Here is a 20,171-nt window from a genome sequence, read left to right on the forward strand (position 1 = left end):
GGTTAAACGGGGAAGTTTAACAGGTGGGGGCGGGGGGCGGGTGTGACAGGCGTCCCGGTTGGGGTGGCTAGCCCTCCCCCATCAGCGCCGCCAGCCCCCGTGAGGCCACGTCCCGGACGCTGTAACTCATGTAGGGCGTGAGTTCCGTCTCGTCGGGGTTGACCTCGATCACCACGCCGCCCGCCCGTCGCGTTTCCAGCGCGAGGCCTGCCGCCGGGTAGACCTGCCCGCTGGTGCCCACGATCAGGGCCACGTCCGCTTTCTCGAAGGCGCGGGTGGCGGCCTCCAGCGCCAGCTCGGGCAGAAACTCCCCGAACCAGACGATGTTGGGGCGCATCCGGGCACCGCACACTGGGCAAGTCGGCGGGGGCGTGAAGGTGTTCGGCTCGGGCAGGGGCGCGACCGTCCCGCACGCCTCGCAGCGGGCGGTGCTCAGGTTGCCGTGCAACTCCACGAGGCGCTCGCTGCCCGCCCGCGCGTGCAGGCCGTCCACGTTCTGGGTGGCGAGGAAGAAGCCGTCGCCCTTGTCCCGCTCCAGCCAGGCGAGGAGGTGGTGGCCTTCGTTGGGCTGCGCGTGGGTCACGTTCCGGTAGCGACCCGCGTACCACTCCCAAACCATTTTCGGGTCGCGGCGGTACGCCTCCGGGCTGGCGAGGTCCTCGGGGCGAAAGCGTGCCCAGTGCCCGGTCTGCGCGTTGCGGAAGGTGGGGATGCCGCTCTCGGCGCTCACGCCCGCGCCCGTCAGGACGGCCACGCGGCGGGCGGCTGCGAGGGCGGCGCGGGCCTGTTCCAGGGTCATAGGGTCAGCCTACTCTGGAACCTCCAGAAACTCGGGCGGCACGGCCTCGGCCAGCCACACCCCGTTCTCGCTGCGGTAGAAGGGGTGCCCGGCCTCGTACATCCGCCCGGCCTGCACGGTCAGCACGACGGACCTTCCCCGCCGCGCCCCGACCTGCCGCGCTGTCGCCTCGTCGCGGGAGAGGTGGACGTGGTGACGGCCCATCGGCTTGAGGCCCCCGGCGCGGATCGCGTCCAGCACGCCCGCATGGGTCCCGTGGTACAGCAGGGGCGGCGGCACGGTCAGCGGCAACCGCAGGTCCACGTCCACGCTGTGGCCCTGATTGGCGCGGATGCGGTCGCCCTGGAGGGTGTAGCGCCCCTTGCGGTCGGCGGCGACCACCCGCTCCAGCCGGGGCCGGGACACCCGCAGGGTCCGCAGCACGGCGTCCACGGGTGCCCAGCCGCCCGGCTCCAGCGTCACATTCATCTTCTCGGGCGCGTGCCGCAGCAGGTAGGAGAGGCGGCGGGAGAGTTGCTCGTCGGTCATGCCCCATTGTCCAGGCCAGAAAGCAGCTCTGCTGGAGTGGGACGCGGTAGGCTGACGGGCGTGACCACAACCCATACCGATACGGCCTGGGCTGAACTCCAGACCCGGTTTCAGGAACTCGCCGACCTCGGCGGCATCGGCTCGCTGCTGGGGTGGGACCAGAGCACCTATCTGCCCGCCGGGGCCGCCGCCGGACGCTCGCGGCAACGGGCGCTGCTCTCGCGGCTGCGTCACGAGCGGGCGACCGACCCGGCCTACGGGCGGCTGCTTGAACACCTCGGCGGACGCGGCGACCTTTCCCCTGTTCAGGCCCGCATGGTCGCAGTGGCCCGCAAGGACTTTGAGGAGGCGACCCGCTTTCCCGCCGCCTTTGTCGCCGCGTGGAGTCAGCACGGCGGCGAGAGCTACTCGGCGTGGACGGGGGCGCGGCCGGGGAACGACTTCGCGCGGATGGTGCCCTACCTGGAGAAGTCGCTGGACCTGAGCCTGCAAGCGGCGAGCTACTTCCCCGAATTTTCCGACCCGATGGACTACTTCATCGACCAGTCCGACGAGGGCATGACCGCCGCGCAGGTGGGCGAGGTCTTCGCGGCGCTCAGGGAGGCGCTGGTCCCGATGGTGGACGCCGTGACCGGGGCCGAGGCGCCCCGCACCGACTTTCTGGCCCGACACTACCCCGGCGCCGACCAGCTCGCCTTCGGGGAGAGCGTGATCCGTGATTACGGGTACGACTTCACCCAGGGGCGGCAGGACCTCACCCACCACCCCTTCATGACCCGGCTGGGCGGGCAGGACGTACGGATCACCACGCGGGTGAAGGACAACGACCCCACCGAAGCGCTGTACTCCACCCTGCACGAGTCTGGCCACGCGATGTACGAGCAGGGCGTGGCGGAAGACCTTCTGGGCACGCCCCTCGGCGGCGGCGTCAGCGCCGGGGTCCACGAGAGCCAGTCGCGGCTGTGGGAGAACCTCGTGGGGCGCAGCCGGGCGTTCTGGGCGGCGTACTTCGGCAAGTTCCGGGACGCCTTCCCGGAGCAGCTCGCGGACGTGACCGAGGAGGAGATGCACCGCGCCTCCAACGTGGTCGCCCGCTCGCTGATCCGCACCGACGCCGATGAGCTGACCTACAACCTGCACGTCATCACCCGCTTTGAGCTGGAACGCGAGCTTCTGTCGGGGCGGCTGGCAGTGCGCGACCTCGCGGACGCGTGGCACGCCGCCTACGAGACGAACCTGGGCCTGCGGGCCGAGAGCGACGTGAACGGCGTCTTGCAAGACGTGCACTGGTACTTCGGGAGCATTGGCGGGGCCTTCCAGGGCTACACGCTGGGGAACGTGCTCAGTGCCCAGTTCTACGCGGCGGCCGAACGGGTCAATCCCGGCCTGGAAGGCGACATCGCCCGCGCCGACTTCGGGCGGCTGCACGGCTGGCTGCGCGAGAACGTGTACGCGCATGGTCGCCGCTACACGCCGAACGAGTTGCTGGAACGGGCGACCGGACAGGGCATGACGGTGGAGCCGTACCTGAAGTACCTGCGCGAGAAGTACGGAGCGCTGTACGGCGTGACGCTGTAAGGCAGGGCAGGCGGGCGGCGGACACGAGGCTCCGCCGCCCTCTCCCCTTGTCCTACCGCAAGTGTCCCAGCCGTGCCCCCTTCGTCGCCAGATACCCCGCGTTGTGCGCGTTCTGGCCGACATGCAGCGGCACCCGCTCCACGACCTCCAGCCCGAAGCCGCCCAGCGAGTGCAGCTTGCGGGGGTTGTTGGTCAGGACGCGCAGGCGCCGGGCGCCCAGCAGATGCAGCATCTGGGCGCCGATGCCGAAGTCGCGGGCGTCGGCGGGGAAGCCGAGTTGCAGGTTGGCGTCCACCGTGTCGGCCCCGCCGTCTTGCAGGGCGTAGGCGCGAATCTTGTTCAGCAGGCCGATGCCCCGGCCCTCCTGACGCAGGTAGACGAGGACGCCCCGGCCCTCCTCGGCGATGGCCCGCAGCGCCGCGTCCCGCTGCGGCCCGCAGTCGCAGCGCAGCGAGTGGAAGGCGTCCCCGGTCAGGCACTCGGAGTGGACCCGCACCAGCAGCGGCGTTTCATCCACCTCACCCATCACGAGGGCGACGTGCTCGGCCCCCGACAGGCTGTCCTCAAACCCGACCAGCCGGAACTCGCCGTACTCGGTGGGCAACTTCGCCTCGGCCGCCACCCGCAAGAAGGGATCGTGTTCCATCCGGTAGGCGATCAGGGCCTCGATGGACCCGACCAACAGCGAGTGCCGCTCCCCGAAGGCGAGGAGGTCGGGCAGGCGCAGCATCTCGCCGCTGTCGCCCATGATCTCGCAGATCACGCCCGCAGGCGCGAACCCCGCGAGCCGGGCGAGGTCGCAGCCCGCCTCGGTGTGCCCGGCGCGGCGCAGGACGCCACCGGGCCGCGCGACCAGCGGGAAGATGTGCCCCGGACGGCGGAAATCGGCGGGGGTCGCGGCGGGGTCGGCCAGTGCCCCGATGGTCGCCGCGCGGTCGTAGGCGCTGATGCCGGTGGAGTTGCTGACATGGTCCACGCTGACCGTGAAGGCGGTGCCGTTGGGGTCGGTGCCCGAGCGCACCATCGGCGCGAGGTTCAGCTCGGCGGCCCGCTCGGGGAGCAGGGTCACGCAGATCAATCCCCGGCCCTCCCGCGCCATGAAGTTGACCCACTCCGGGGTGGCGGTCTCGGCGGGCATCAGCAGGTCGCCCTCGTTCTCGCGGCCCTCGTCGTCCACCAGGATGACCGGGCGCCCGGCCCGCAACTCGGCCAGCAGGTCGGGGATGGAGGCCAGGGTCACCGCGCCACCTCCGGCTGCCCGAAGTCACGCATCAGCAGCAGCCGCTCCACGTACTTCGCTATCTGGTCGGCCTCCAGATTGACCACCGTGCCGGGGCGCCAGTCGCCCAGGGTAGTGACCTCCAGCGTGTGCGGCACCAGCCAGAGGGTGAACTCGTCTTCTCTCAGGTCCGCGCGGCTGCCGCCGGGGCCGCCCGTGTCCACGACGGTGAGGCTCACGCCGTCCACCGTGACGCTCCCCTTGGGGACAAGGTAGCGGGCCAGATGCGGCGCGGCGCGGACGCGCAGGGTGTAGGCGCCGGGCTCCTCGCGCCTCTCCAGAATCTCGCCTGTCCCGTCCACATGCCCGCTCACCACATGGCCCCCGAAGCGGCCCGAGGCGGTCATCGCCCGCTCAAGGTTGAGCCGGGCGCCGACTCCCCAGTGCGGGGCAGTCTTGGCGAGCGTCTCACGGCTGAGGTCCACCCTAAAGCCCGTGTCATCCCAGCCCGTCACGGTCAGGCAGGTGCCCGAGCAGGCGATGGACTCGCCGAGCGCGAGGTCGGACCACATCCGCTCCGGCGTGACGGTGAGGGTAAGGGTGCCATTGTGCTCGGCGGCGTGCGTGACGCGGCCAACCTGTTCCACGATTCCGGTGAACATCAGAGGTCTCCTCCCGCGCTCAGGCGGGGAATGTCGTGCAGCAGGCCCGAGATCAGGACATCCGGGCCGAGGGGTTCAACGTGGGGGTCGCGCAGGGCGGCGGCGTGGCCCATGCCCCGCGCGGGACTGTTTAGCGGAGGAAGGCCCGCGCCGAGCAGTTTCGGGGCGATCAATGCCCGCACCTCGTCAATGAGCCCAGCCGCGAACAGGGCGCTCGCCAGAGTGGGGCCGCCCTCCAGCAGCAGGCTGGAGAGGTTCAGGCGGCCCAGCCCATGCAGCGCGTCGGGCAGGCCGGTGACCCGCAGCACGTGGGCGCCCCGGTCTTCCAGGGCGCGGGTGTCGGCTTCGGGGGCAGTCACGAGGAGGGTGCCGGGACGCAGTGCACGGGCGCTGAGCGGCGTGCGGGCGCGGGAGTCAAAGATGACCGGGCGGGGATCGCGCCCCCCCTCCACCCCGCGTGTGGTGAGTCGGGGGTCGTCGGCCAGGACGGTGCCAATGCCCACGGCGATGGCGTCCGCCTCGTCGCGCCAGCGCATGACCCACGCCCGCGCTTCAGCGGAGGTGACGGCCCCATTCGCCTCGCCCGCCGCCGCGACCTTGCCGTCCAGCGTCACCGCGTACTTGTAGGTCACCCAGGGCCGCCCCCGCGTGACCAGCGAGCGGAAACCTGATTGCTGGCGCAGGGCCTCGGCCTCGCCCACGCCGACGGTGAAGGGAATCCCGGCCTCGCGCAGCCTTGCCAACCCGCGCCCAGCGACTTGCGGGTTGGGGTCCAGGGCGGCGACGACCACCCGCCCCACGCCCGCCGTGACGAGGGCGTCGGCGCAGGGGGGGGTGCGCCCGAAGTGGCTGCACGGCTCCAGGGTGACGTAGGCGGTCGCGCCCCTGGCCCGCTCGCCCGCCTCCCGCAGCGCGAAGACCTCGGCGTGGGGGTCCCCGGCGCGGGGGTGAAAGCCCCGGCCCACCACCTTGTCCCCCCGCACGAGCACGCAGCCCACCGGGGGATTGGGGGCGGTGCGGCCCAGGCCCCGCGCGGCTTCGGCCAGCGCGAGGGCCATGCGCTCTGCGTCTTCCGGGCGTGACGCCTCTCCAACGGGCAAGACGCCAGTCCCAGGACTGTTCATTCCAGACATACGGTGTCGCCGCCCGCCGGGGTGGCGGGCAAGGCGGCCTCCTTCTTCCATCCGGACTTCGGGAGTGACCGCCGCTTGGCCCGTCACATCCCTCTTACCGTCGGCCCCGGAGTTGCACCGGGTCGGGCCTGCGCGTGGTGCAGTTTGCGCGGGCTTCGCGGGCTGACCAGCGTGGAAAACTGGATCACCGCCGGTGGGGAGTCTCACCCCGCCCCGAAAGAGGTCGGCCCCGGTCCCGCACGGGACGGGAGCCAGGGCCGATGCTAGCGCGGGGGCGGGAAGCGCACTGTGTGGGGTTATCCAGCCTGCACGTGCGCCAGCATCAGCCGGGCGGTGGCCTCCAGCGCATCCGTGTGGGTGCGCTCATAGGCGTGGCTGGCGTCCACGCCGGGGCCGATCAGGGCGACCGGGTAGTCGCCGCCCGCCCGCCACGCCGCCGTACCGTCCGAGGCGTAGTAGGGGTAGAGGTCCACCCGCAGCTCCAGCCCGGCCCACCGCGCCGACTCGCGCAGGCGGTTCCCGAGCGCGTGGTCATACGGCCCACCGCTGTCGGCCACGCAGAGAGTGACGTGGTGCTCGCTGCTGGTCTGGCCCTCGCCCACGGCGGCCATGTCCACCGCGATCAGCTCGTCGGTGTGGGGCGGGATGCCGGTCGCGGCCCCGTGCCCGACCTCCTCGTAGGTGGTGATGTGGAAGGCGACCGTGCGGACGGGCGGTGCCCCCAGCAGGGCGCGGGTCACGCCCACGAAGACGGCGACGGCGGCCTTGTCGTCGAGGTGACGGCCCTTGATGTACCCGGCGTCCGTAAGCAGGGCGCGGGGCTCGAAGCTCACGAAATCTCCCACCTCGACCCCAAGTGCCCGCGTCTCCTCCGGGGAGGCGGTGCGGGCGTCCAGCCGGACCTCCATCACGCTCTGCTCGCGCCGCAGCTCGCGCAGGGCGGGGCCGTGGACGTGGGTGCTCTGGAGGGTGTTCACGACGGTGCCGGTGAGGGCCGCACCGCCCTGAGTGTGGACCTGAACGTATGCTCCCTCCACCGTCGCCCAGTCGTAGCCCCCTAGCATGGCGAGGCGCAGGCGGCCCGTGTCCTTGATCTCCTTGACCATCGCCCCCAGCGTGTCCACGTGGCCGCTGAAGGTGGTGTGGCCCGCGCCCGTTCCCGCGACCTCCCAGGTCAGCGCTCCCTTCTTCGTGCGGCTGTGCGGGACGCCGAGGGTGTCCAGCTCGGCCTCCAGCAACTGAATCGCCCCCTCAGTGAATCCGGTCGGGCTGGGGGTGTTCAGCAATCTCAGCAGCAGGTCCACGGTGGCGGGGAGGTCAAAGCTCATGGGGAGCAGCATACCGGCGGGGGGCGCTTGACCCTCCCCCAGGGGCAGGCCGCATGCTGCCCTCACCTCCGGAGGGCCGCATGACCGACACCCAGGACACGCTTTCTATCGGCGCTTTCGCCCGCGCCTCGCGCCTGAGCCTCAAGGCGCTGCGGCTGTACGACGACCTCGGCCTGCTGCCCCCCGACCGGGTGGACCCGGACACGGGCTACCGCTTCTACGCGCCCGGTCAGATCGGCACAGCCCGCCTGATCGGCCTGCTGCGGACGGTCGAGATGCCGCTGGCCGACATCCGCGCCCTGCTGGACGCCCCGGCGCCCGAGCGGGCCAGGCGGGTGGAGGCGTACTGGCGGGAGGCACAGGCCCTTCACCTTCAGCGGGCCGCCGTCGCGCGGCACCTGATCCACACCCTCCGAGGAGACCCCATGCCCACGAGTTACGAAGTCCAGTCCCGCGACGTGCCCGCCCAACTGGTCCTGACGACCGGGCGCCGCGTCTTTCTGCCCGACCTCAGCGCCTTTATCAGTTCCTCGATGGACCGCCTGCACGCCGAACTCCACGCGCAGGGGGCCGAGGTCGCCGGACCGCCCGTCGTGATCTACCACGGCGAGGTCAACGCCGACTCCGACGGCCCGGTCGAGGTCTGCGTGCCCTACCGTGGGCAGGTGCAGCCGGGCAGCGACCTGACCGCCCGCGAGGAACCGGCCCACACCGAGGCCTTCGTGACCGTCCGCAAGGCCGACTTCGACTACCACGAGCTGATGGCCGCCTACGACGCGGTAGACCGCCACGCCCGCGCCCACGGCACCCGCAGCGCCCTGTCCTGCCGTGAGGTCTACCCCTACGACTGGGACGCGGCGGGGCCGGACGACCCGGCGGGCGAGGTGGCCTGCCCGTACCAGCCGCGCGGCTGACTTTTCTCCTCCCATTGCCCCCGGTTCTGCCCGCCGGGGGCGGTACGCTGCCCCCCATGAGCTACGCCGACACGCTGGGCATGCGGGTGTTGGAGGCCACGCCGGGGCTGACCCGCGTCACGCTGACCGTCACGGACGCTGGACTGAACATGCACGGCACCGCGCACGGCGGCCTGCTGTTCAGCCTTGCGGACGAGGCGTTCGCGGTCATCAGCAATCTGGAGGCGCAGGCGGTCGCGGTCGAGACGCACCTGAGCTTCTTCCGGGCGGCGCGGCCAGGAGACGAACTGGTGGCCGTCGCCACGCCCGAGCGGGTGGGCCGCACCCTGGCGACCTACCGGGTGGAGGTCCGGCGTGGCGAGCAGGGGCCGGTGCTGGCGCTATTTCTGGGGACGGTGTCGCGGCGGGAGCGGGGTCAGTCGGAGTGATTCTTAGGACGGTGGAATTGTGCTGGACGTGCCAGGTCGTCGATCCAGACGTCCCAACCATTTTTTGAGCCGCCGGACACTGCTCCTGCGGCAGCACTCGGAGATGGGTAGACCACATCTACCGTGTACTCGATCTGGTCGCCGTGTTGAAGTAGTTGCCCCGTACTCAACAGTTGTTCCCGGTGAAGTTGTACGCCCGTCGCGTAGGCTTTGACCTCGGGGACGAGCGTACTGCCTGCTTTCACGGTCCATGTTCCGTCGGCAGGACAGTAAACGGCGTGAGCCACCGCCTCCAGAATCCGGTAGGTGAAGTGGATTTCTTCGGTGGGTTGGGCAGGCTGCTCTGCTTTGCCGGTGGTCTGATGGGGCTGAAGTATGGGTATGGGCGGCTGCCGTCGCGGTTTCGTAGATGAGTTTTGCGCGACGACCTTCTGTTTTCCAGGCCTGCCCAGCAGCACATCTCGCTCCGCTTCAGTAATTTTGCCTGCCTCCACCGCGTTCTCAGCGGCAAGTTCAAAGGTGGGCATCTGATACTTCGCTTGCAACGCTTCCACGACCGGGCGCTTTTCCCGCTGAATGCGGGCCTCGTCGCGGCGTTGGCGCTGCCGCTGCTGCACGGCGTCCACAGCTCCGGCAAAGGCGTCGGCCCGCCATGTCTCCGCGTCCAGCAGCGTGGCGAGGTCGTCGGCGAAGGTCTCGCCCTCCTGCGCGAGTTCCACCCGCAGGGCGACCCGTTCCTCCCATTTTCCGGGCAGATGCTCGTCAATGACGATCCAGACCCGGCCGTTGGTGACGATGGCCCAGCGGGTGCCCTCGTTGACGGCGTAGGTGGCCGCCTGCTGGAAATGAACTGCGCCCAGCGTTACGCCCATGCCCTTGATCTCCAGCGCGAACTTGCCCGCCCCGGCCCGAATCAGGAAGTCTGCGCGGTTGCCGGTGGCGTTCGTTTCCTCCGGCACCACTTCCGTCGGGTTCCAGATGTCGAAGCCTGCCGCCTGCAACAGCCGCAGCACGATGGCCTGCCGCACGACCGCCTCGCCGGGATTGGGCGAGGTTATCAACCACCCCTGAATGTCATTTACGGCGTCATGGAGACGGGCAACCGGGCTGGGCATCTGCGGCGAGTCTAGCAGCGCTCCTCCACGGCCCGAACCAAAAACAGAGAATGTCTCCTATCAACTCTTTTACTGGTAAACTGTTCCCCTATGAAAGAAGTGCAGGTGGGCGCCGGGAGAAGATGGGGGTTCTGGCCAGCCCTGGTCCTGACGGTGCTGGCCGGGGGGCTGCTGCCGCTGCAATTCGCGGTCAATGGGGCATTGGCCGACGAGGTGGGGTCGGTGACGCTGACGGGCACCCTGTCTTACGCGGCGGGCACCCTGGGGCTGCTGGTCCTGCTCGCGTTGAGCCGACAAAGGCCCGACTGGGCGGCGGCCCGGCAAGCCCCGCCCTGGAGCTGGTTGGGCGGGGTGGTCGGCAGCGCCTACGTGGTGGGCAGCGTGGTGCTCACGCAGGCGCTGGGCACCGCCGTGGCGACCACACTGGTGATCGCCGCGCAGGTGGTTACCGCCATCCTGCTCGACCACCTGGGGGTGCTGGGGCTGGAGCGGCGGCGGGTCAACCCGGCGCGGGTGGGGGCGCTGGTGCTCGTCCTCGCTGCGCTGGGGCTGCGGTTGTGGGGGGCGGCGTGAACCTCGGGCTGTTGCTGGGCACGCTGGGGGCGGGCATCGGCCTCGCGGCGGGGCTGGCCTTCAACGTGCGGCTGGCGCGGGCGCTGGGCACCCCGCTGGCGGCGACCCTGGTGAATTTCGTGGTGGGCGGCGTGCTGCTGGCCGTTCTGTGGCTGGCCGGAGTTGGGCGGGAGGGTCCGGCGCATCTGCCGCCCCTCTGGATGCTGACGGGCGGGCTGCTGGGAGCCACCTACGTCACCCTCAACCTGATCGGGGCGGCCCGGCTGGGCGTGGGCGTGGGGACGGTGGCGGCGACGTTGGGGCAGCTCATCGTGGCGCTGCTACTCCCCGCGCTGGGCTGGCTGGGGCAGGCTCAGCGGCTCCCCTCCGCCGCCGAGGGCCTGAGCGCCCTGCTGCTGCTCGCCGCCGTCGCCCTGCTCGCCGGGGACCGCCAGCGGGCAGCCGGGGGGCGCGGATGAAAACCGCCGACCTGCTGGCCCGCATTGAGAGGGACTGGCGCCGAGAGCGGCCGGACCTCAACCCCGACCCCATGCTCACCGTGATTGCTGTGCAAAGGACAAATCAGACGCTGCAAGCCGCCCTCGACGCCTTTTTCGCCCGGCACGACCTGACCCCCTCCGCCTTCGATGTGCTGGCGACCCTGCGCCGCTCGGCCCCACCGGAGGGCCTGACGCTGGGAGACCTCGGCACGCTGATGGCCGTGACCCCGCCCGCCGTCACCAAGCGGGTGGACGGGCTGGAGCGCCGGGGCTGGGTGGCCCGCCTGCCCGACCCCCGCGACCGCCGCACCATCCGCGCCGCCCTGACGCCGGAGGGCCGCGCCGCCGTGGACGCGCTGCTGGAAGCCCACGTCACCCACGAGGAAGCCCTGTTGCGGAACTTGACGCCGGACGAGCGGGCCACCTTGCGGGAACTGCTGCTGCGAATCGCGCCTCCAACCAAGTGACGATGCTGCAAACCCACCTGGCCTGTGTTATGTTATTTACGTAAGGAGGCAGCATGCTGCACATCGAATTCATCACCGATCTGGGCGCCCGAGTCACGGTGGACGTGGAAAGCGCCGACAAGCTGCTCGACGTTCAGCGGCAGTATGGCCGCCTGGGGTGGACGACTGGCGACATCCCGTCCGGGGGCTACCAGTTCCCGTTTGACAACGAACCCGACTTCGACTGGAACCTGATCGGCGCCCGCAAGTGGACCAGTCCCGACGGCGAGGAACTGATCATCCACCGGGGCCACGCCTACCGCCGCCGTGAGCTGGAGGCCGTGGACAGCCGCAAGATGAAGCTGCCCGCCGCCGTGAAGTACAGCCGGGGAGCGAAGAACACCGACCCCGAGCACGTCCGCGAGAAGGCTGACGGCGAATTTGAATATGTGACGCTGGCGATTTTCCGGGGCGGCAAGCGCCAGGACCGGTACGCGACTCCCGGCAGCCGCCCGGCCTCCGCTGGCCCCCGCCCGGCTCCGGCTGCCGCAAGCCGCGCTCAGCCTCAGACCCGCCCTGCGGCGGCGGCCGTGGCGGACGAGGAAACGCCGTTCTGACCGCTTGAGGGGAGGGGGCGCCTGCGCTAGCCCCTCCCCTGCCCCTCAATGACGCCCCGCACGTCGGCAGGCTGCCAGCCATCGGGCTTCAGCAGCTTGCCGTCTTCGCGTTTCGGGCCGCCGAGTTTTGCCATGTTCGCGCGGTGGACCTCGGCGAAGACGGTGTCGGCGTCAATACCCAGGGCATCCAGTGCCCCGTAAGTCACGTACAGCAGGTCGGCGAGTTCATGGGCGAGCGGGGCGAGGTCGCCGGGCAGAACCGCTTCGTTCGCTGAAAGCCGTGCGGCCAGCGCCGTGAACTCGGCCTCTACCTCCTGCGCCTCCTCCCGGATCAGGGTGCCCCGTAGGGCGAGGAGGTCGGGGCCGGGCACGGTCGGGCCGTCCGGGGCTACGAAGTCGGCGGCGCGGTGAAACTCGCGCAATAGCGCGGCGTTGGTGGGGGACAGGTCGGGCACCCGCCGATGCTAGGCCAAAGGGAAAGGGAGAGGCCGTGTGGACTCTCCCTTCGTGTCTGGTGCGGGTGACTGGACTTGAACCAATCGGGGACCGGCCTCCGGCCCGCTCGCGCGCCCGTTTGATGAGAGGTGGGCGTCTCCCTCCGGCCCCTCTCGGAGCCAGGGGGAAGTATGCCGCCCCCACCCCCACCCCACATGTGCCGAATGGTCACCCGGCCTTAAGACAAATGGCGTGCTGGCGCGAGAATCGCGAGCGTTCCCACAGTCCTGAATCACACCTCCAGCACCCGGTACCCGTAGGCGTTCACCACGCGGGCGCCGCTGGCCTCGTCCACGTAGTCGGGCTTGCGGCCCTCGTACTCGTGGACGTGGCCGTGGACGACGAGGCGGGGGCGGCGGCAGGCCATGAAGCGGGTGATCTCGGGGCAGCCCCGGTGGGCGTAGTCGCTGCCGGTGTGCGGCCCGAGCGGGGGCGCGTGCGTGAGCAGCACGTCTACCCCCCGCCGGGCCTGCCAGCCCAGCCACCCCAGACCGCGCCGGGCCTGCGATGGCGAATACTGCCCTTCGCCGCCGGGCCGGTAGCGCGGCACCCCGCCCCAGCCCGCGACCCGCAGCCCCGCCGCCGTCACCACCCGGCCATGCGCGGCGATGACCCCGCGTGGAGGAATGGGGCCGTCCCCCTCGTCCACCGACTCGTCGCCGTGGTTGCCGTGGACATACAGGATGGGCACGGTCAGCACGCTCGCCAGAAACTCCAGGTAGTAGCCGGGCAGGTCGCCCGCCGCGAGCACGAGGTCCACCGCCGGGGCCGAGCGGGCGAAGCCTTCGCGGTACACGAAGGGATGCACCATGTCGGCCAGCACCAGCACGCGGCGGGGCGGGACGGGGGGCGGGGGGGTGGAGGCGGGCACGGAAACTGGGGCCGAGTGTAGCGTGCCCGGCAAGGCCCGCTGTGGCCGGGGGCATAATTTTGCAGCCCTGAGGCATACCCCCGCCCCGCCCTTAGCCTGATGGGTATGGACCTGAGCATTCTGGGCATTCCGATGGACCTCGGCGCGGGACGCCGGGGGGTAGACATGGGGCCGTCGGCGCTGCGAAATGCGCACCTCGCGGGCACGCTGCGCGGGCTGGGGCACACGGTGACGGACCTCGGGGACGTGGAAGTACCCCTTCCCGAGACGGTGGACAAGCACGCGGAGGGCGGGCTGATCTTCCTCGACCCCATCATCGCGGCGTGCCGCAGCGCCGCCGAGCGGGTGGCTGCACTGCCGGAGGGCACCTTCCCGGTCACCCTGGGCGGCGACCACTCGGTCAGCATGGGCACGGTGACGGGCAACGCCCTGCGCGGCGGCTCCCCCCGGCGCACCGGGCTGATCTGGGTGGACGCCCACACCGACTACAACACACCCCGGAGCAGTCCCAGCGGCAACATCCACGGGATGCCCGTGGCGCACCTGACCGGGCTGGGCGACCCGCAGCTTTCCGGCCTGGGCGGGGGCTGGCACCTCCAGCCCGAGGACATCGTGATGATCGGCATCCGCAGCGTGGACGCCCACGAGCGCGAGCTGCTGCGCGGAGCCGGAATCAAGGCCTACACCATGAAGGACGTGGACCAGCTCGGCATCACCCGCATCATGGACGAAACGCTGGAGCGGCTCTCGGGGACCGAGCGGCTGCACGTCTCCTTCGACGCGGACGCCCTCGACCCCTCGGTCGCGCCCGGCGTGGGCACCCCGGTCCCCGGCGGCCTGACCTACCGCGAGGGGCACCTGCTGATGGAACTGCTCTCGGAGTCGGGCCGGGTGACCAGCCTCGACATCGTGGAGGTCAACCCGGTCCTCGACACCCGCAACCAGACTGCCGAGGTGATGGTCGGCATGGCCGCCAGCCTGCTGGGACAGCGGATTCTGTAACCTGCCCCCGATGCCCTACGCCGTTCGCCTGCAATACGTCCACAAGGACGCCCACGGGGACGATGCCCTGCTGGACGAACCCCACTGGCTGGAGAACGACGCGGGCGAATGCCGGGTCTTCCCCAGCGCCGACGCAGCCGGGGCCGCCGCGCAGGAGTGGATCACCGAGGGCTGGCGGGCCGAGGTGGTAGAGGTCGCGCCGGGTCAGTCCTCTGAGGAGAGGTAGGGCTGCGCCGCATCAAAGCCCGCCAGCACCCCCGGCCAGAGCTGCCAGTCGTCCCCGTCGCGGCTGGCCCGGCCCGCTTGCACCAGCCGGTTGAGTTCGGCCTCCACCCGCTGCCCCACGCGGCGCAGGGGCATCTCGGCGGCCCCCTCCACCCCGCGCCAGGCTAGAAAGGCGCGGTGAAAGTCGGGCAGGGCGTCCAGGCCGACGCGGGTTTCCAGGGCACGCCACGAGAGGGGGTGGGGGGACATGCCCCCCGTTCTACCGCGCCCCGCCCCGGCGCGTACAATGCCCGCATGACCGGCGGCCCTCCCTCCCCTGACCCCTCCTCCCCGGCGCCTCTGCCCCCGGAGTTGACGCGGCAGCTTGAGGCGCTCGGCGGGCAGCTCGTGTGGCGCGTCGGCAAGGACGAGGTCAGCGACGAGGTGGTCGTGCGGCTGGGGTACGCCTCGGCCACGCCCCGCTTCGCGCACCTGCCCCGGCTGCGTAGCGCGAACGACGCCGAGCTTCAGGCCGCGCTGAGCGAGAACCGGGTGGTGATCGAGTGGGTGGACTGAGCAAGCAGTCAGCGGTCAGCCGTCAGCCGTCAGCTCTCCCCCACTGGAGAGCGCGTGCTGTTTGAAGCCCGGCAAGCCTTCACGCTGACCCACCCCGGCGGGGAAGACGCCGCGCTCGCCTTCGTGCGCGACGCGGGCGTCTCGCTCTCGCGGGTGCGCTTCCTGCGGGACCTGCGGGCGGACGCGGCGGGGGTGCGCGGCGAACTCGTGGTGCCGGTGCCGCTGCTGGGGGAGGTGGACCTGCCCTTTTTCAGCACCCTGCATCCCACCGGGGACGGGGCGGAGTTGCAGCCCCAGCCCGTCACGGGCGAACGGGCCTGGGTGGAGGTCGCGGGGCAGGCGCGGGTGAGCGCGGCGGGCGAGATGGCCTTCGACTTCCAGTTTCGCGCCCACCTGCGGCTCCCGGAGGCCGAGGGGTGGGGCGGCGCCGCTTTCGAAAAGATGGTGCGCTCGGCGGCAGAGCGCACGCTGGAGCGGCTGGCGGGGGAGTTGCCGCAGGGGATTGCGGCGGCACTTCCGGAAGCGGCCCGGTAGCCGGACGCCCTTTTCCCTCCCGGCGCTGCTGGAGTAGGCTGCCCCGGTGCCGCCCCCGCGCTGGAGGGCAGCCACCGTGCGGGGACCGCAGCGACATCCCTCTCCAGGCGGTTCTGTGAGACGCCCCCCCGCACGAAGGAGCATTCATGCGGAAGTACTACACGTCGGAATCGGTCTCGGAAGGTCACCCGGACAAGCTCGCGGACTTCATCTCGGACAGCATCCTGGACGAGTTTCTGCGCCAGGAACCCGCCAGCCGGGTCGCGGTGGAAACGCTGCTGACCACCGGCATGGCGGTCGTGGCGGGCGAGGTCACCGCGCAAAACGCACGGGTGGACGTGCAAAAGACGGTGCGCGACGCCGTGATGAAGGTGGGCTACACCCGCGCCAACTACGGCTTTGACGCCGAATACAGTGCCGTGCTGGTCGCCCTGCACGAGCAGTCCCCCGAGATCGCCGGGGGGGTCAACTTCTCGGAGGAGTGGCGCGAGATGTCGGAAGATGAACGCGCCCGCCCTGAACACGAATACTCCCGCATCGGCGCGGGCGACCAGGGCCTGATGTTCGGCTACGCGACCGACGAGACGCCCGAGCTGATGCCGCTGCCCATCAGCCTCGCGCACCGACTGACGCGCAAGCTGGCCGAGCTGCGGAAGAATGGCGCCCTCCCCTACCTGCGCCCCGACGCCAAGGCGCAGGTCACGGTGGTCCGCGACGGCGAGCCGCATGAGGCGCGGGAAACCTTTGTGGATACGGTCGTCATCAGCGCCCAGCACAGCGAGTCGGTCACGCAGGAGCAGATTCGGGAAGACCTGCTGGAGCACGTCGTGCGGGCCGTCATCCCGGCCGAGCTGCTGACCCCCGACACCAAATACTTCATCAACCCCAGCGGGCGCTTCGTGATCGGCGGGCCGCACGGCGACACCGGCCTGACCGGGCGCAAGATCATCGTGGACACCTACGGGGGCGCGGTGCCGCACGGGGGCGGGGCCTTTTCGGGCAAGGACCCCACCAAGGTGGACCGCTCGGCGGCGTACTACGCCCGCTTTGTCGCCAAGAACCTCGTTGCGGCGGGGCTGGCGCGTCGGGCGCTGGTGGAGGTCGCCTACGCGATTGGCCGGGCGAATCCCGTCTCACTGCGGGTGGACACCTACGGCACGGGCACCGTGAGCGACGAGCGGCTGGCCGAGCTGGTGGGCGAACACTTCGACGCCCGCCCGCAGGCGATTATCGCCGAGCTGGACCTGCTGCGGCCCATCTACGCGCAGACGGCCGCCTACGGGCACTTCGGCCGCCCCGAGTTCCCCTGGGAGCAGACCGGGAAGGCGGAGGCGCTGCGAGACGCGGCGCAGGCCGTGACGACCGCCTGAGCGCAAGCACTCCCCTCTCCCCCACGGCCCGGCGGGTGCGTGGGGGCTTTTTATTCCGTTCCGGCCGCTCGCCCGGCGTCCCGCGCCGCGTACACGTCCGCGAACTTGCGGCGCAGGGCGGCGGCCGAGGCGCGGGGCACCATCTCGGAGATGTCGCCGCCGTAGCTGGCGATCTCGCGGACCATCGTGGAACTGACAAAGCTCCAGCGGGTCGCCGCCATGATGAACACCGTCTCCACTTCCCCGATCTGGCGGTTGAGATGCGCGATCTGGAGTTCGTACTCGTAGTCAGACACCGCCCGCAGCCCGCGCAGGATCAACCCCTGCTGCTGCTGCGCCATGTAGTCCACCAGCAGCCCGCCGAAGGTGTCCACGCCGACGTTGGGCAGGTGCGCGGTCGCCTCGTGCAGGATCGCCAGCCGCTCGTCCAGCGTGAAGAGGTGCTTGCCCTGCTTGCGGGCGTTGTGCATCACGGTGACGGTCACGTGGTCGAAGATGCGCGAGGCCCGCGTCAGCACGTCCATGTGGCCGCTGGTGATGGGGTCGAAGGAACCGGGAAAGACCGCGTTCATGTGGCCCCGATCTTATCCGCCCCGGCGCCTTCCTCCCGCCGGTAGAGGGTCAGGAGGTTGCTGCCGTACACCCGCTCCTCTCGCTCCCAGCCGGGGGCATCGTCCAGGCGCACCTGCACCGGATGCTGGCAGACGAGCAGGCCGCCGGGCGCCACCACGCCCGAAGCGAGCAAGCGGCGGGTCAGCGCCGGGATGTCCTGGGCGTAGGGCGGGTCGCTGAACACCACGTCGAACTCGCCGAGGCGCCCCAGCAGCGCCGACGCGTCCCCGCGCACCACCCGCACGGGCAGGTCCAGGGTGCGGGCGTTGCCCTCGATGGCCCGCACCGCCGCCGCGTCCTTTTCGATCAGGGTCGCCGCATAGCCCCGGCTGGCGGCCTCCAGCCCCACCGCGCCGCTGCCGCCGTGCAGGTCGAGAAAGCGCCCCGAGGGAGCGCGGGTGGCGAGCAGGTCGAACAGGCTCTTGCGGACCCGCGCCCCACTGGGCCGGGCACTCGCAGGCACCTTGAGGGCGCGGCCTTTGGCGCTCCCGGCCAGAATGCGGACACTCATCGGCAGGCAGGGTAACGCACCCAGGGCACCGCCAGGAAACGCCATGTGCGCCCCTGCCGATTTCGCGGCGGCCCGATGCTCTAGCCTGAACCGAGTCCAACTTCGCCATTGCACCGCGCTGCTCGCCTCCCGGGAGGAGTCCCCATGACACAGCCCACGTCTGCCGACCTTCAGGCCCTCTTCGAAGCGCAGGGGCGGCACCGTTGGCGGGCCGCGCGGGCCACCGCCCCCGAGCGGCAGGCCCTGCTGCGGCGGCTGGGGGCAGGCATCCAGCGCCACCGGGCCGCACTGGCCGAAGCACTCGCCCTCGACCTGGGCAAGAGCCGCGCCGAGGCGGAAATCACCGAGCTGCACGCGACGATGGAGGAGCTGAACCACGCCGTGCGCCACCTCCCGCGCTGGATGGCGCCCCGGCGGGTCCGCACGCCCGCCACCCTGCTAGGCACCCGCAGCGAGGTCGAGTTCCAGCCGCGCGGCGTCACCCTGATCCTGAGCGCGTGGAACTACCCGGTCAACCTCGCGCTCGTGCCCCTGATCGCCAGCCTCGCGGCGGGCAACACGGTCATCCTCAAGCCCAGCGAAAAGGCCCCGGCCACTGCCCGCGCCCTGCGGCACCTGCTGGAGGAGGTCTTCGAGCCCCGGCTGGTCGCGGTCGTGGAGGGGGGCGCGGGCGTCGCCCAGTCATTGACCGAGTTGCCCTTCGACCACATCTTCTTCACCGGCAGCGGGGCCATCGGGCGACAGGTCCTCGCCGCCGCCGCGCCCAATCTGACGGGCGTGACGCTGGAACTGGGAGGCAAGAGTCCGGCCATCGTCCACGAGAGCGCCGACCTGGGCCTCACCGCCGAGCGGCTGGCGTGGGGCAAGTTCCTGAACGCCGGGCAGACCTGCGTGGCGCCCGATTACGTGCTGGTGCCGGAGGTGCTGCGCGGCAGCCTCCTGGCGCGGCTCGCGCAGGTGATCCCCCACCGCTTCGGGGAGGCTGAGCGGCTGCGAAAGGGCACCGACTACGGCCGCATGGTGGACGGGCGCAGCGTGGAGCGGCTCTCGCGCCTGACGCGGGACAGCGTGGCGATGGGGGCACGGGTGGAGCTGGGCGGCGACTTCGACCCCGCCTCGCGCTTCATCTCGCCCACGGTGGTGACGGGCGTGACCCCGGAGATGCCGCTGATGGAGGAGGAACTGTTCGGCCCGGTGCTCCCCGTGCTGACCTACCGCGACTTCGGAGAGGCGCTGGCCCTGGTGCGGCGGCTCGACCCCCCGCTCGCGCTGTACACCTTTGCGGAGGACGGGGCGGCGGTGGAGCAGGTTCGCCGCGAGACGACGAGCGGCGGCCTGGTCATCAACGGCACGGTGGTCCACCTCAGCAATCCGCACCTGCCCTTCGGGGGGGTCGGTCCCAGCGGGATGGGGCGGTACCACGGCGAGTACGGCTTCCGGACCTTCAGCCACGAGCGGGCCGTGCTGCACGAGGGCCGGGGCAGCGGCGTGCGCTTTCTGTACCCGCCCTACGGCCGCCCGCTGCCCCGCTTCCTGGCCTGGGCCATGCGGAAGATGGAGGGATGACCCCAGGGACGACCCCTCGGCTGGACCTCGTGGGGGCGCTGACCGCCGGGGGCCGCTCCCGCCGTTTCGGAACGGACAAGGCGCTCGCCCGGCTTGAGGGCCGGACCCTGCTGGAACATGTCGCGGCCAGCCTGGAGGACTGCCGGGTGCGGCTGCTCGTCGCGCCGCCCGGACGCTACCCCCTCCCCGGCTGGCTCCCGGTCCCCGATACCCGGCCTGACGAGGGACCGCTGGGAGCGCTGGAGGCCGCCCTGCTCGCCGCTGAACGTCACGTGGGACCGGGCTGGGTCGCCTTCGCGGGCGTGGACCTGCCCCGCCTGACCCCGGCGTACTGGGCGCTGCTGGCCGGAGCGCGGGCACCGGGGGCGCGGTCGGTCCTCACCCTGGACGCGGCGGGGCGAGCGCAACCGCTAGGGGCGCTGTACCACACGGCCCTCCTCCCCCACGTGTCCGCCTTGCTGGACGCGGGCGAACGCCGCCTGCGCCTCGCTGCGCGGGACCCGGTGACGGTTCCCTACAAGGCAATCACGTGGGTCAGCCCGCAGGCGCTCCACAACGTGAACACGCCTGCCGACCTCGCGGCGCTGGAGCGGACACCGTAGCCCCCGCCC

At 71.1% G+C, this 20,171-nt stretch carries 26 protein-coding genes and 1 riboswitch; of the genes, 14 read left to right on the forward strand and 12 right to left on the reverse strand.

Annotation, left to right across the window (positions count from 1 at the left end; all coding sequences use genetic code 11):
- Window positions 1-67: 67 nt before the first annotated feature.
- Both F8S09_RS06265 and F8S09_RS06270 read right to left on the reverse strand, forming a co-directional pair.
- Window positions 68-799 (reverse strand): SIR2 family NAD-dependent protein deacylase, encoded by a 732-nt coding sequence (locus F8S09_RS06265; protein WP_152870284.1) that lies wholly within the window; start codon window positions 797-799, stop codon window positions 68-70.
- Window positions 800-808: 9 nt separating this feature from the next.
- Window positions 809-1,327, reverse strand: a complete 519-nt coding sequence (locus F8S09_RS06270; protein WP_152870286.1) for an RNA 2'-phosphotransferase — start codon at window positions 1,325-1,327, stop codon at window positions 809-811.
- A gap of 60 nt (window positions 1,328-1,387) precedes the next feature.
- Here F8S09_RS06270 and F8S09_RS06275 point away from each other — a divergent pair, with 60 nt between their 5' ends.
- Window positions 1,388-2,905 (forward strand): carboxypeptidase M32, encoded by a 1,518-nt coding sequence (locus tag F8S09_RS06275; RefSeq protein WP_322618596.1) that lies wholly within the window; start codon window positions 1,388-1,390, stop codon window positions 2,903-2,905.
- 52 nt (window positions 2,906-2,957) lie between these two features.
- Here F8S09_RS06275 and F8S09_RS06280 read toward each other — a convergent pair whose 3' ends face one another.
- The 4 genes from F8S09_RS06280 to F8S09_RS06295 all read right to left on the reverse strand — a co-directional run bounded on the left by F8S09_RS06280 (window position 2,958) and on the right by F8S09_RS06295 (window position 7,247).
- A complete protein-coding gene (locus tag F8S09_RS06280) occupies window positions 2,958-4,145 on the reverse strand; it encodes a bifunctional 3,4-dihydroxy-2-butanone-4-phosphate synthase/GTP cyclohydrolase II (protein WP_322618597.1) in 1,188 nt (395 codons plus the stop codon).
- Window positions 4,142-4,786 (reverse strand): riboflavin synthase, encoded by a 645-nt coding sequence (locus tag F8S09_RS06285; RefSeq protein ID WP_152870288.1) that lies wholly within the window; start codon window positions 4,784-4,786, stop codon window positions 4,142-4,144. Before F8S09_RS06285 ends, F8S09_RS06280 begins: the two co-directional genes overlap by 4 nt.
- The gene (ribD, locus tag F8S09_RS06290; RefSeq protein WP_152870290.1) at window positions 4,786-5,844 is read right to left on the reverse strand and encodes a bifunctional diaminohydroxyphosphoribosylaminopyrimidine deaminase/5-amino-6-(5-phosphoribosylamino)uracil reductase RibD; all 1,059 of its coding nucleotides are present in this window, start codon (window positions 5,842-5,844) and stop codon (window positions 4,786-4,788) included. Before ribD ends, F8S09_RS06285 begins: the two co-directional genes overlap by 1 nt.
- Window positions 5,845-5,954: 110 nt before the next feature.
- A riboswitch (FMN riboswitch) is annotated at window positions 5,955-6,144 on the reverse strand.
- 71 nt (window positions 6,145-6,215) lie between these two features.
- Window positions 6,216-7,247, reverse strand: a complete 1,032-nt coding sequence (locus F8S09_RS06295) for a M42 family metallopeptidase (protein WP_152870292.1) — start codon at window positions 7,245-7,247, stop codon at window positions 6,216-6,218.
- 80 nt (window positions 7,248-7,327) lie between these two features.
- Between F8S09_RS06295 and F8S09_RS06300 the strand changes: the two genes are divergently transcribed.
- Both F8S09_RS06300 and paaI read left to right on the forward strand, forming a co-directional pair.
- Window positions 7,328-8,161, forward strand: coding sequence for a MerR family transcriptional regulator (locus tag F8S09_RS06300; protein WP_152870293.1), 834 nt, complete (start codon window positions 7,328-7,330; stop codon window positions 8,159-8,161).
- Window positions 8,162-8,217: 56 nt separating this feature from the next.
- Complete coding sequence (gene paaI, locus F8S09_RS06305; RefSeq protein WP_152870295.1) at window positions 8,218-8,589, forward strand: hydroxyphenylacetyl-CoA thioesterase PaaI; 372 nt, start codon at window positions 8,218-8,220, stop codon at window positions 8,587-8,589.
- Here the strand turns inward: paaI and F8S09_RS06310 are convergent.
- Complete coding sequence (locus F8S09_RS06310) at window positions 8,577-9,704, reverse strand: DUF4357 domain-containing protein (RefSeq protein ID WP_152870296.1); 1,128 nt, start codon at window positions 9,702-9,704, stop codon at window positions 8,577-8,579. The genes paaI and F8S09_RS06310 overlap by 13 nt on opposite strands.
- Window positions 9,705-9,794: 90 nt before the next feature.
- On the opposite strand from F8S09_RS06310, the gene F8S09_RS06315 reads away from it, so the two are divergent.
- From F8S09_RS06315 to F8S09_RS06330, 4 genes are read left to right on the forward strand one after another with little or no spacing between them, the layout of a single operon-like run.
- Entirely contained in the window at window positions 9,795-10,277 is a 483-nt protein-coding gene (locus tag F8S09_RS06315; RefSeq protein WP_152870298.1) for a DMT family transporter, read from the forward strand.
- On the forward strand, window positions 10,274-10,735 hold the full coding sequence (locus F8S09_RS06320; protein WP_322618598.1) for a DMT family transporter: 462 nt from the start codon (window positions 10,274-10,276) through the stop codon (window positions 10,733-10,735). Before F8S09_RS06315 ends, F8S09_RS06320 begins: the two co-directional genes overlap by 4 nt.
- Window positions 10,732-11,223 (forward strand): MarR family winged helix-turn-helix transcriptional regulator, encoded by a 492-nt coding sequence (locus F8S09_RS06325; RefSeq protein WP_152870300.1) that lies wholly within the window; start codon window positions 10,732-10,734, stop codon window positions 11,221-11,223. The genes F8S09_RS06320 and F8S09_RS06325 overlap by 4 nt, the downstream gene beginning before the upstream one ends.
- Window positions 11,224-11,276: 53 nt before the next feature.
- Window positions 11,277-11,819, forward strand: coding sequence for a single-stranded DNA-binding protein (locus F8S09_RS06330; protein ID WP_152870302.1), 543 nt, complete (start codon window positions 11,277-11,279; stop codon window positions 11,817-11,819).
- A 26-nt stretch (window positions 11,820-11,845) separates the two neighbouring features.
- Here F8S09_RS06330 and F8S09_RS06335 read toward each other — a convergent pair whose 3' ends face one another.
- Window positions 11,846-12,274, reverse strand: coding sequence for a pyrophosphohydrolase domain-containing protein (locus tag F8S09_RS06335; protein WP_322618599.1), 429 nt, complete (start codon window positions 12,272-12,274; stop codon window positions 11,846-11,848).
- Between the two features lie 272 nt (window positions 12,275-12,546).
- Window positions 12,547-13,185, reverse strand: a complete 639-nt coding sequence (locus F8S09_RS06340) for a metallophosphoesterase family protein (RefSeq protein WP_322618600.1) — start codon at window positions 13,183-13,185, stop codon at window positions 12,547-12,549.
- Window positions 13,186-13,290: 105 nt separating this feature from the next.
- On the opposite strand from F8S09_RS06340, the gene rocF reads away from it, so the two are divergent.
- Together rocF and F8S09_RS06350 are read left to right on the forward strand one after the other, a co-directional pair.
- Entirely contained in the window at window positions 13,291-14,187 is an 897-nt protein-coding gene (rocF, locus tag F8S09_RS06345) for an arginase (RefSeq protein WP_152870304.1), read from the forward strand.
- Between the two features lie 10 nt (window positions 14,188-14,197).
- Window positions 14,198-14,413, forward strand: coding sequence for a hypothetical protein (locus F8S09_RS06350; RefSeq protein WP_152870306.1), 216 nt, complete (start codon window positions 14,198-14,200; stop codon window positions 14,411-14,413).
- On the opposite strand, the gene F8S09_RS06355 is transcribed toward F8S09_RS06350, so the two are convergent.
- Window positions 14,392-14,661 carry a hypothetical protein gene (locus tag F8S09_RS06355; RefSeq protein ID WP_152870308.1) on the reverse strand — a complete coding sequence of 90 codons (270 nt, stop codon included), beginning with the start codon at window positions 14,659-14,661 and terminating at the stop codon, window positions 14,392-14,394. The two genes, F8S09_RS06350 and F8S09_RS06355, sit on opposite strands and share 22 nt — an antisense overlap.
- A gap of 45 nt (window positions 14,662-14,706) precedes the next feature.
- On the opposite strand from F8S09_RS06355, the gene F8S09_RS06360 reads away from it, so the two are divergent.
- The 3 genes from F8S09_RS06360 to metK all read left to right on the forward strand — a co-directional run bounded on the left by F8S09_RS06360 (window position 14,707) and on the right by metK (window position 16,871).
- Entirely contained in the window at window positions 14,707-14,967 is a 261-nt protein-coding gene (locus tag F8S09_RS06360; RefSeq protein ID WP_152870310.1) for a DUF3248 domain-containing protein, read from the forward strand.
- A 54-nt stretch (window positions 14,968-15,021) separates the two neighbouring features.
- Window positions 15,022-15,501, forward strand: coding sequence for a DUF3809 domain-containing protein (locus F8S09_RS06365; RefSeq protein ID WP_322618601.1), 480 nt, complete (start codon window positions 15,022-15,024; stop codon window positions 15,499-15,501).
- A 146-nt stretch (window positions 15,502-15,647) separates the two neighbouring features.
- Window positions 15,648-16,871, forward strand: coding sequence for a methionine adenosyltransferase (gene metK / locus F8S09_RS06370; protein WP_152870312.1), 1,224 nt, complete (start codon window positions 15,648-15,650; stop codon window positions 16,869-16,871).
- 50 nt (window positions 16,872-16,921) lie between these two features.
- Here metK and coaD read toward each other — a convergent pair whose 3' ends face one another.
- Complete coding sequence (gene coaD, locus F8S09_RS06375) at window positions 16,922-17,443, reverse strand: pantetheine-phosphate adenylyltransferase (protein ID WP_152870314.1); 522 nt, start codon at window positions 17,441-17,443, stop codon at window positions 16,922-16,924.
- The gene (locus tag F8S09_RS06380) at window positions 17,440-17,994 is read right to left on the reverse strand and encodes an RsmD family RNA methyltransferase (RefSeq protein ID WP_152870316.1); all 555 of its coding nucleotides are present in this window, start codon (window positions 17,992-17,994) and stop codon (window positions 17,440-17,442) included. Before F8S09_RS06380 ends, coaD begins: the two co-directional genes overlap by 4 nt.
- Before the next feature lie 144 nt (window positions 17,995-18,138).
- Here F8S09_RS06380 and F8S09_RS06385 point away from each other — a divergent pair, with 144 nt between their 5' ends.
- Both F8S09_RS06385 and mobA read left to right on the forward strand, forming a co-directional pair.
- Window positions 18,139-19,560 (forward strand): aldehyde dehydrogenase family protein, encoded by a 1,422-nt coding sequence (locus F8S09_RS06385; RefSeq protein WP_152870318.1) that lies wholly within the window; start codon window positions 18,139-18,141, stop codon window positions 19,558-19,560.
- Window positions 19,557-20,162, forward strand: a complete 606-nt coding sequence (gene mobA / locus F8S09_RS06390; protein WP_152870321.1) for a molybdenum cofactor guanylyltransferase — start codon at window positions 19,557-19,559, stop codon at window positions 20,160-20,162. The genes F8S09_RS06385 and mobA overlap by 4 nt, the downstream gene beginning before the upstream one ends.
- Window positions 20,163-20,171: the final 9 nt, after the last annotated feature.

Source organism: Deinococcus terrestris, from assembly GCF_009377345.1.
In the GTDB taxonomy this organism is placed as follows: domain Bacteria; phylum Deinococcota; class Deinococci; order Deinococcales; family Deinococcaceae; genus Deinococcus; species Deinococcus terrestris.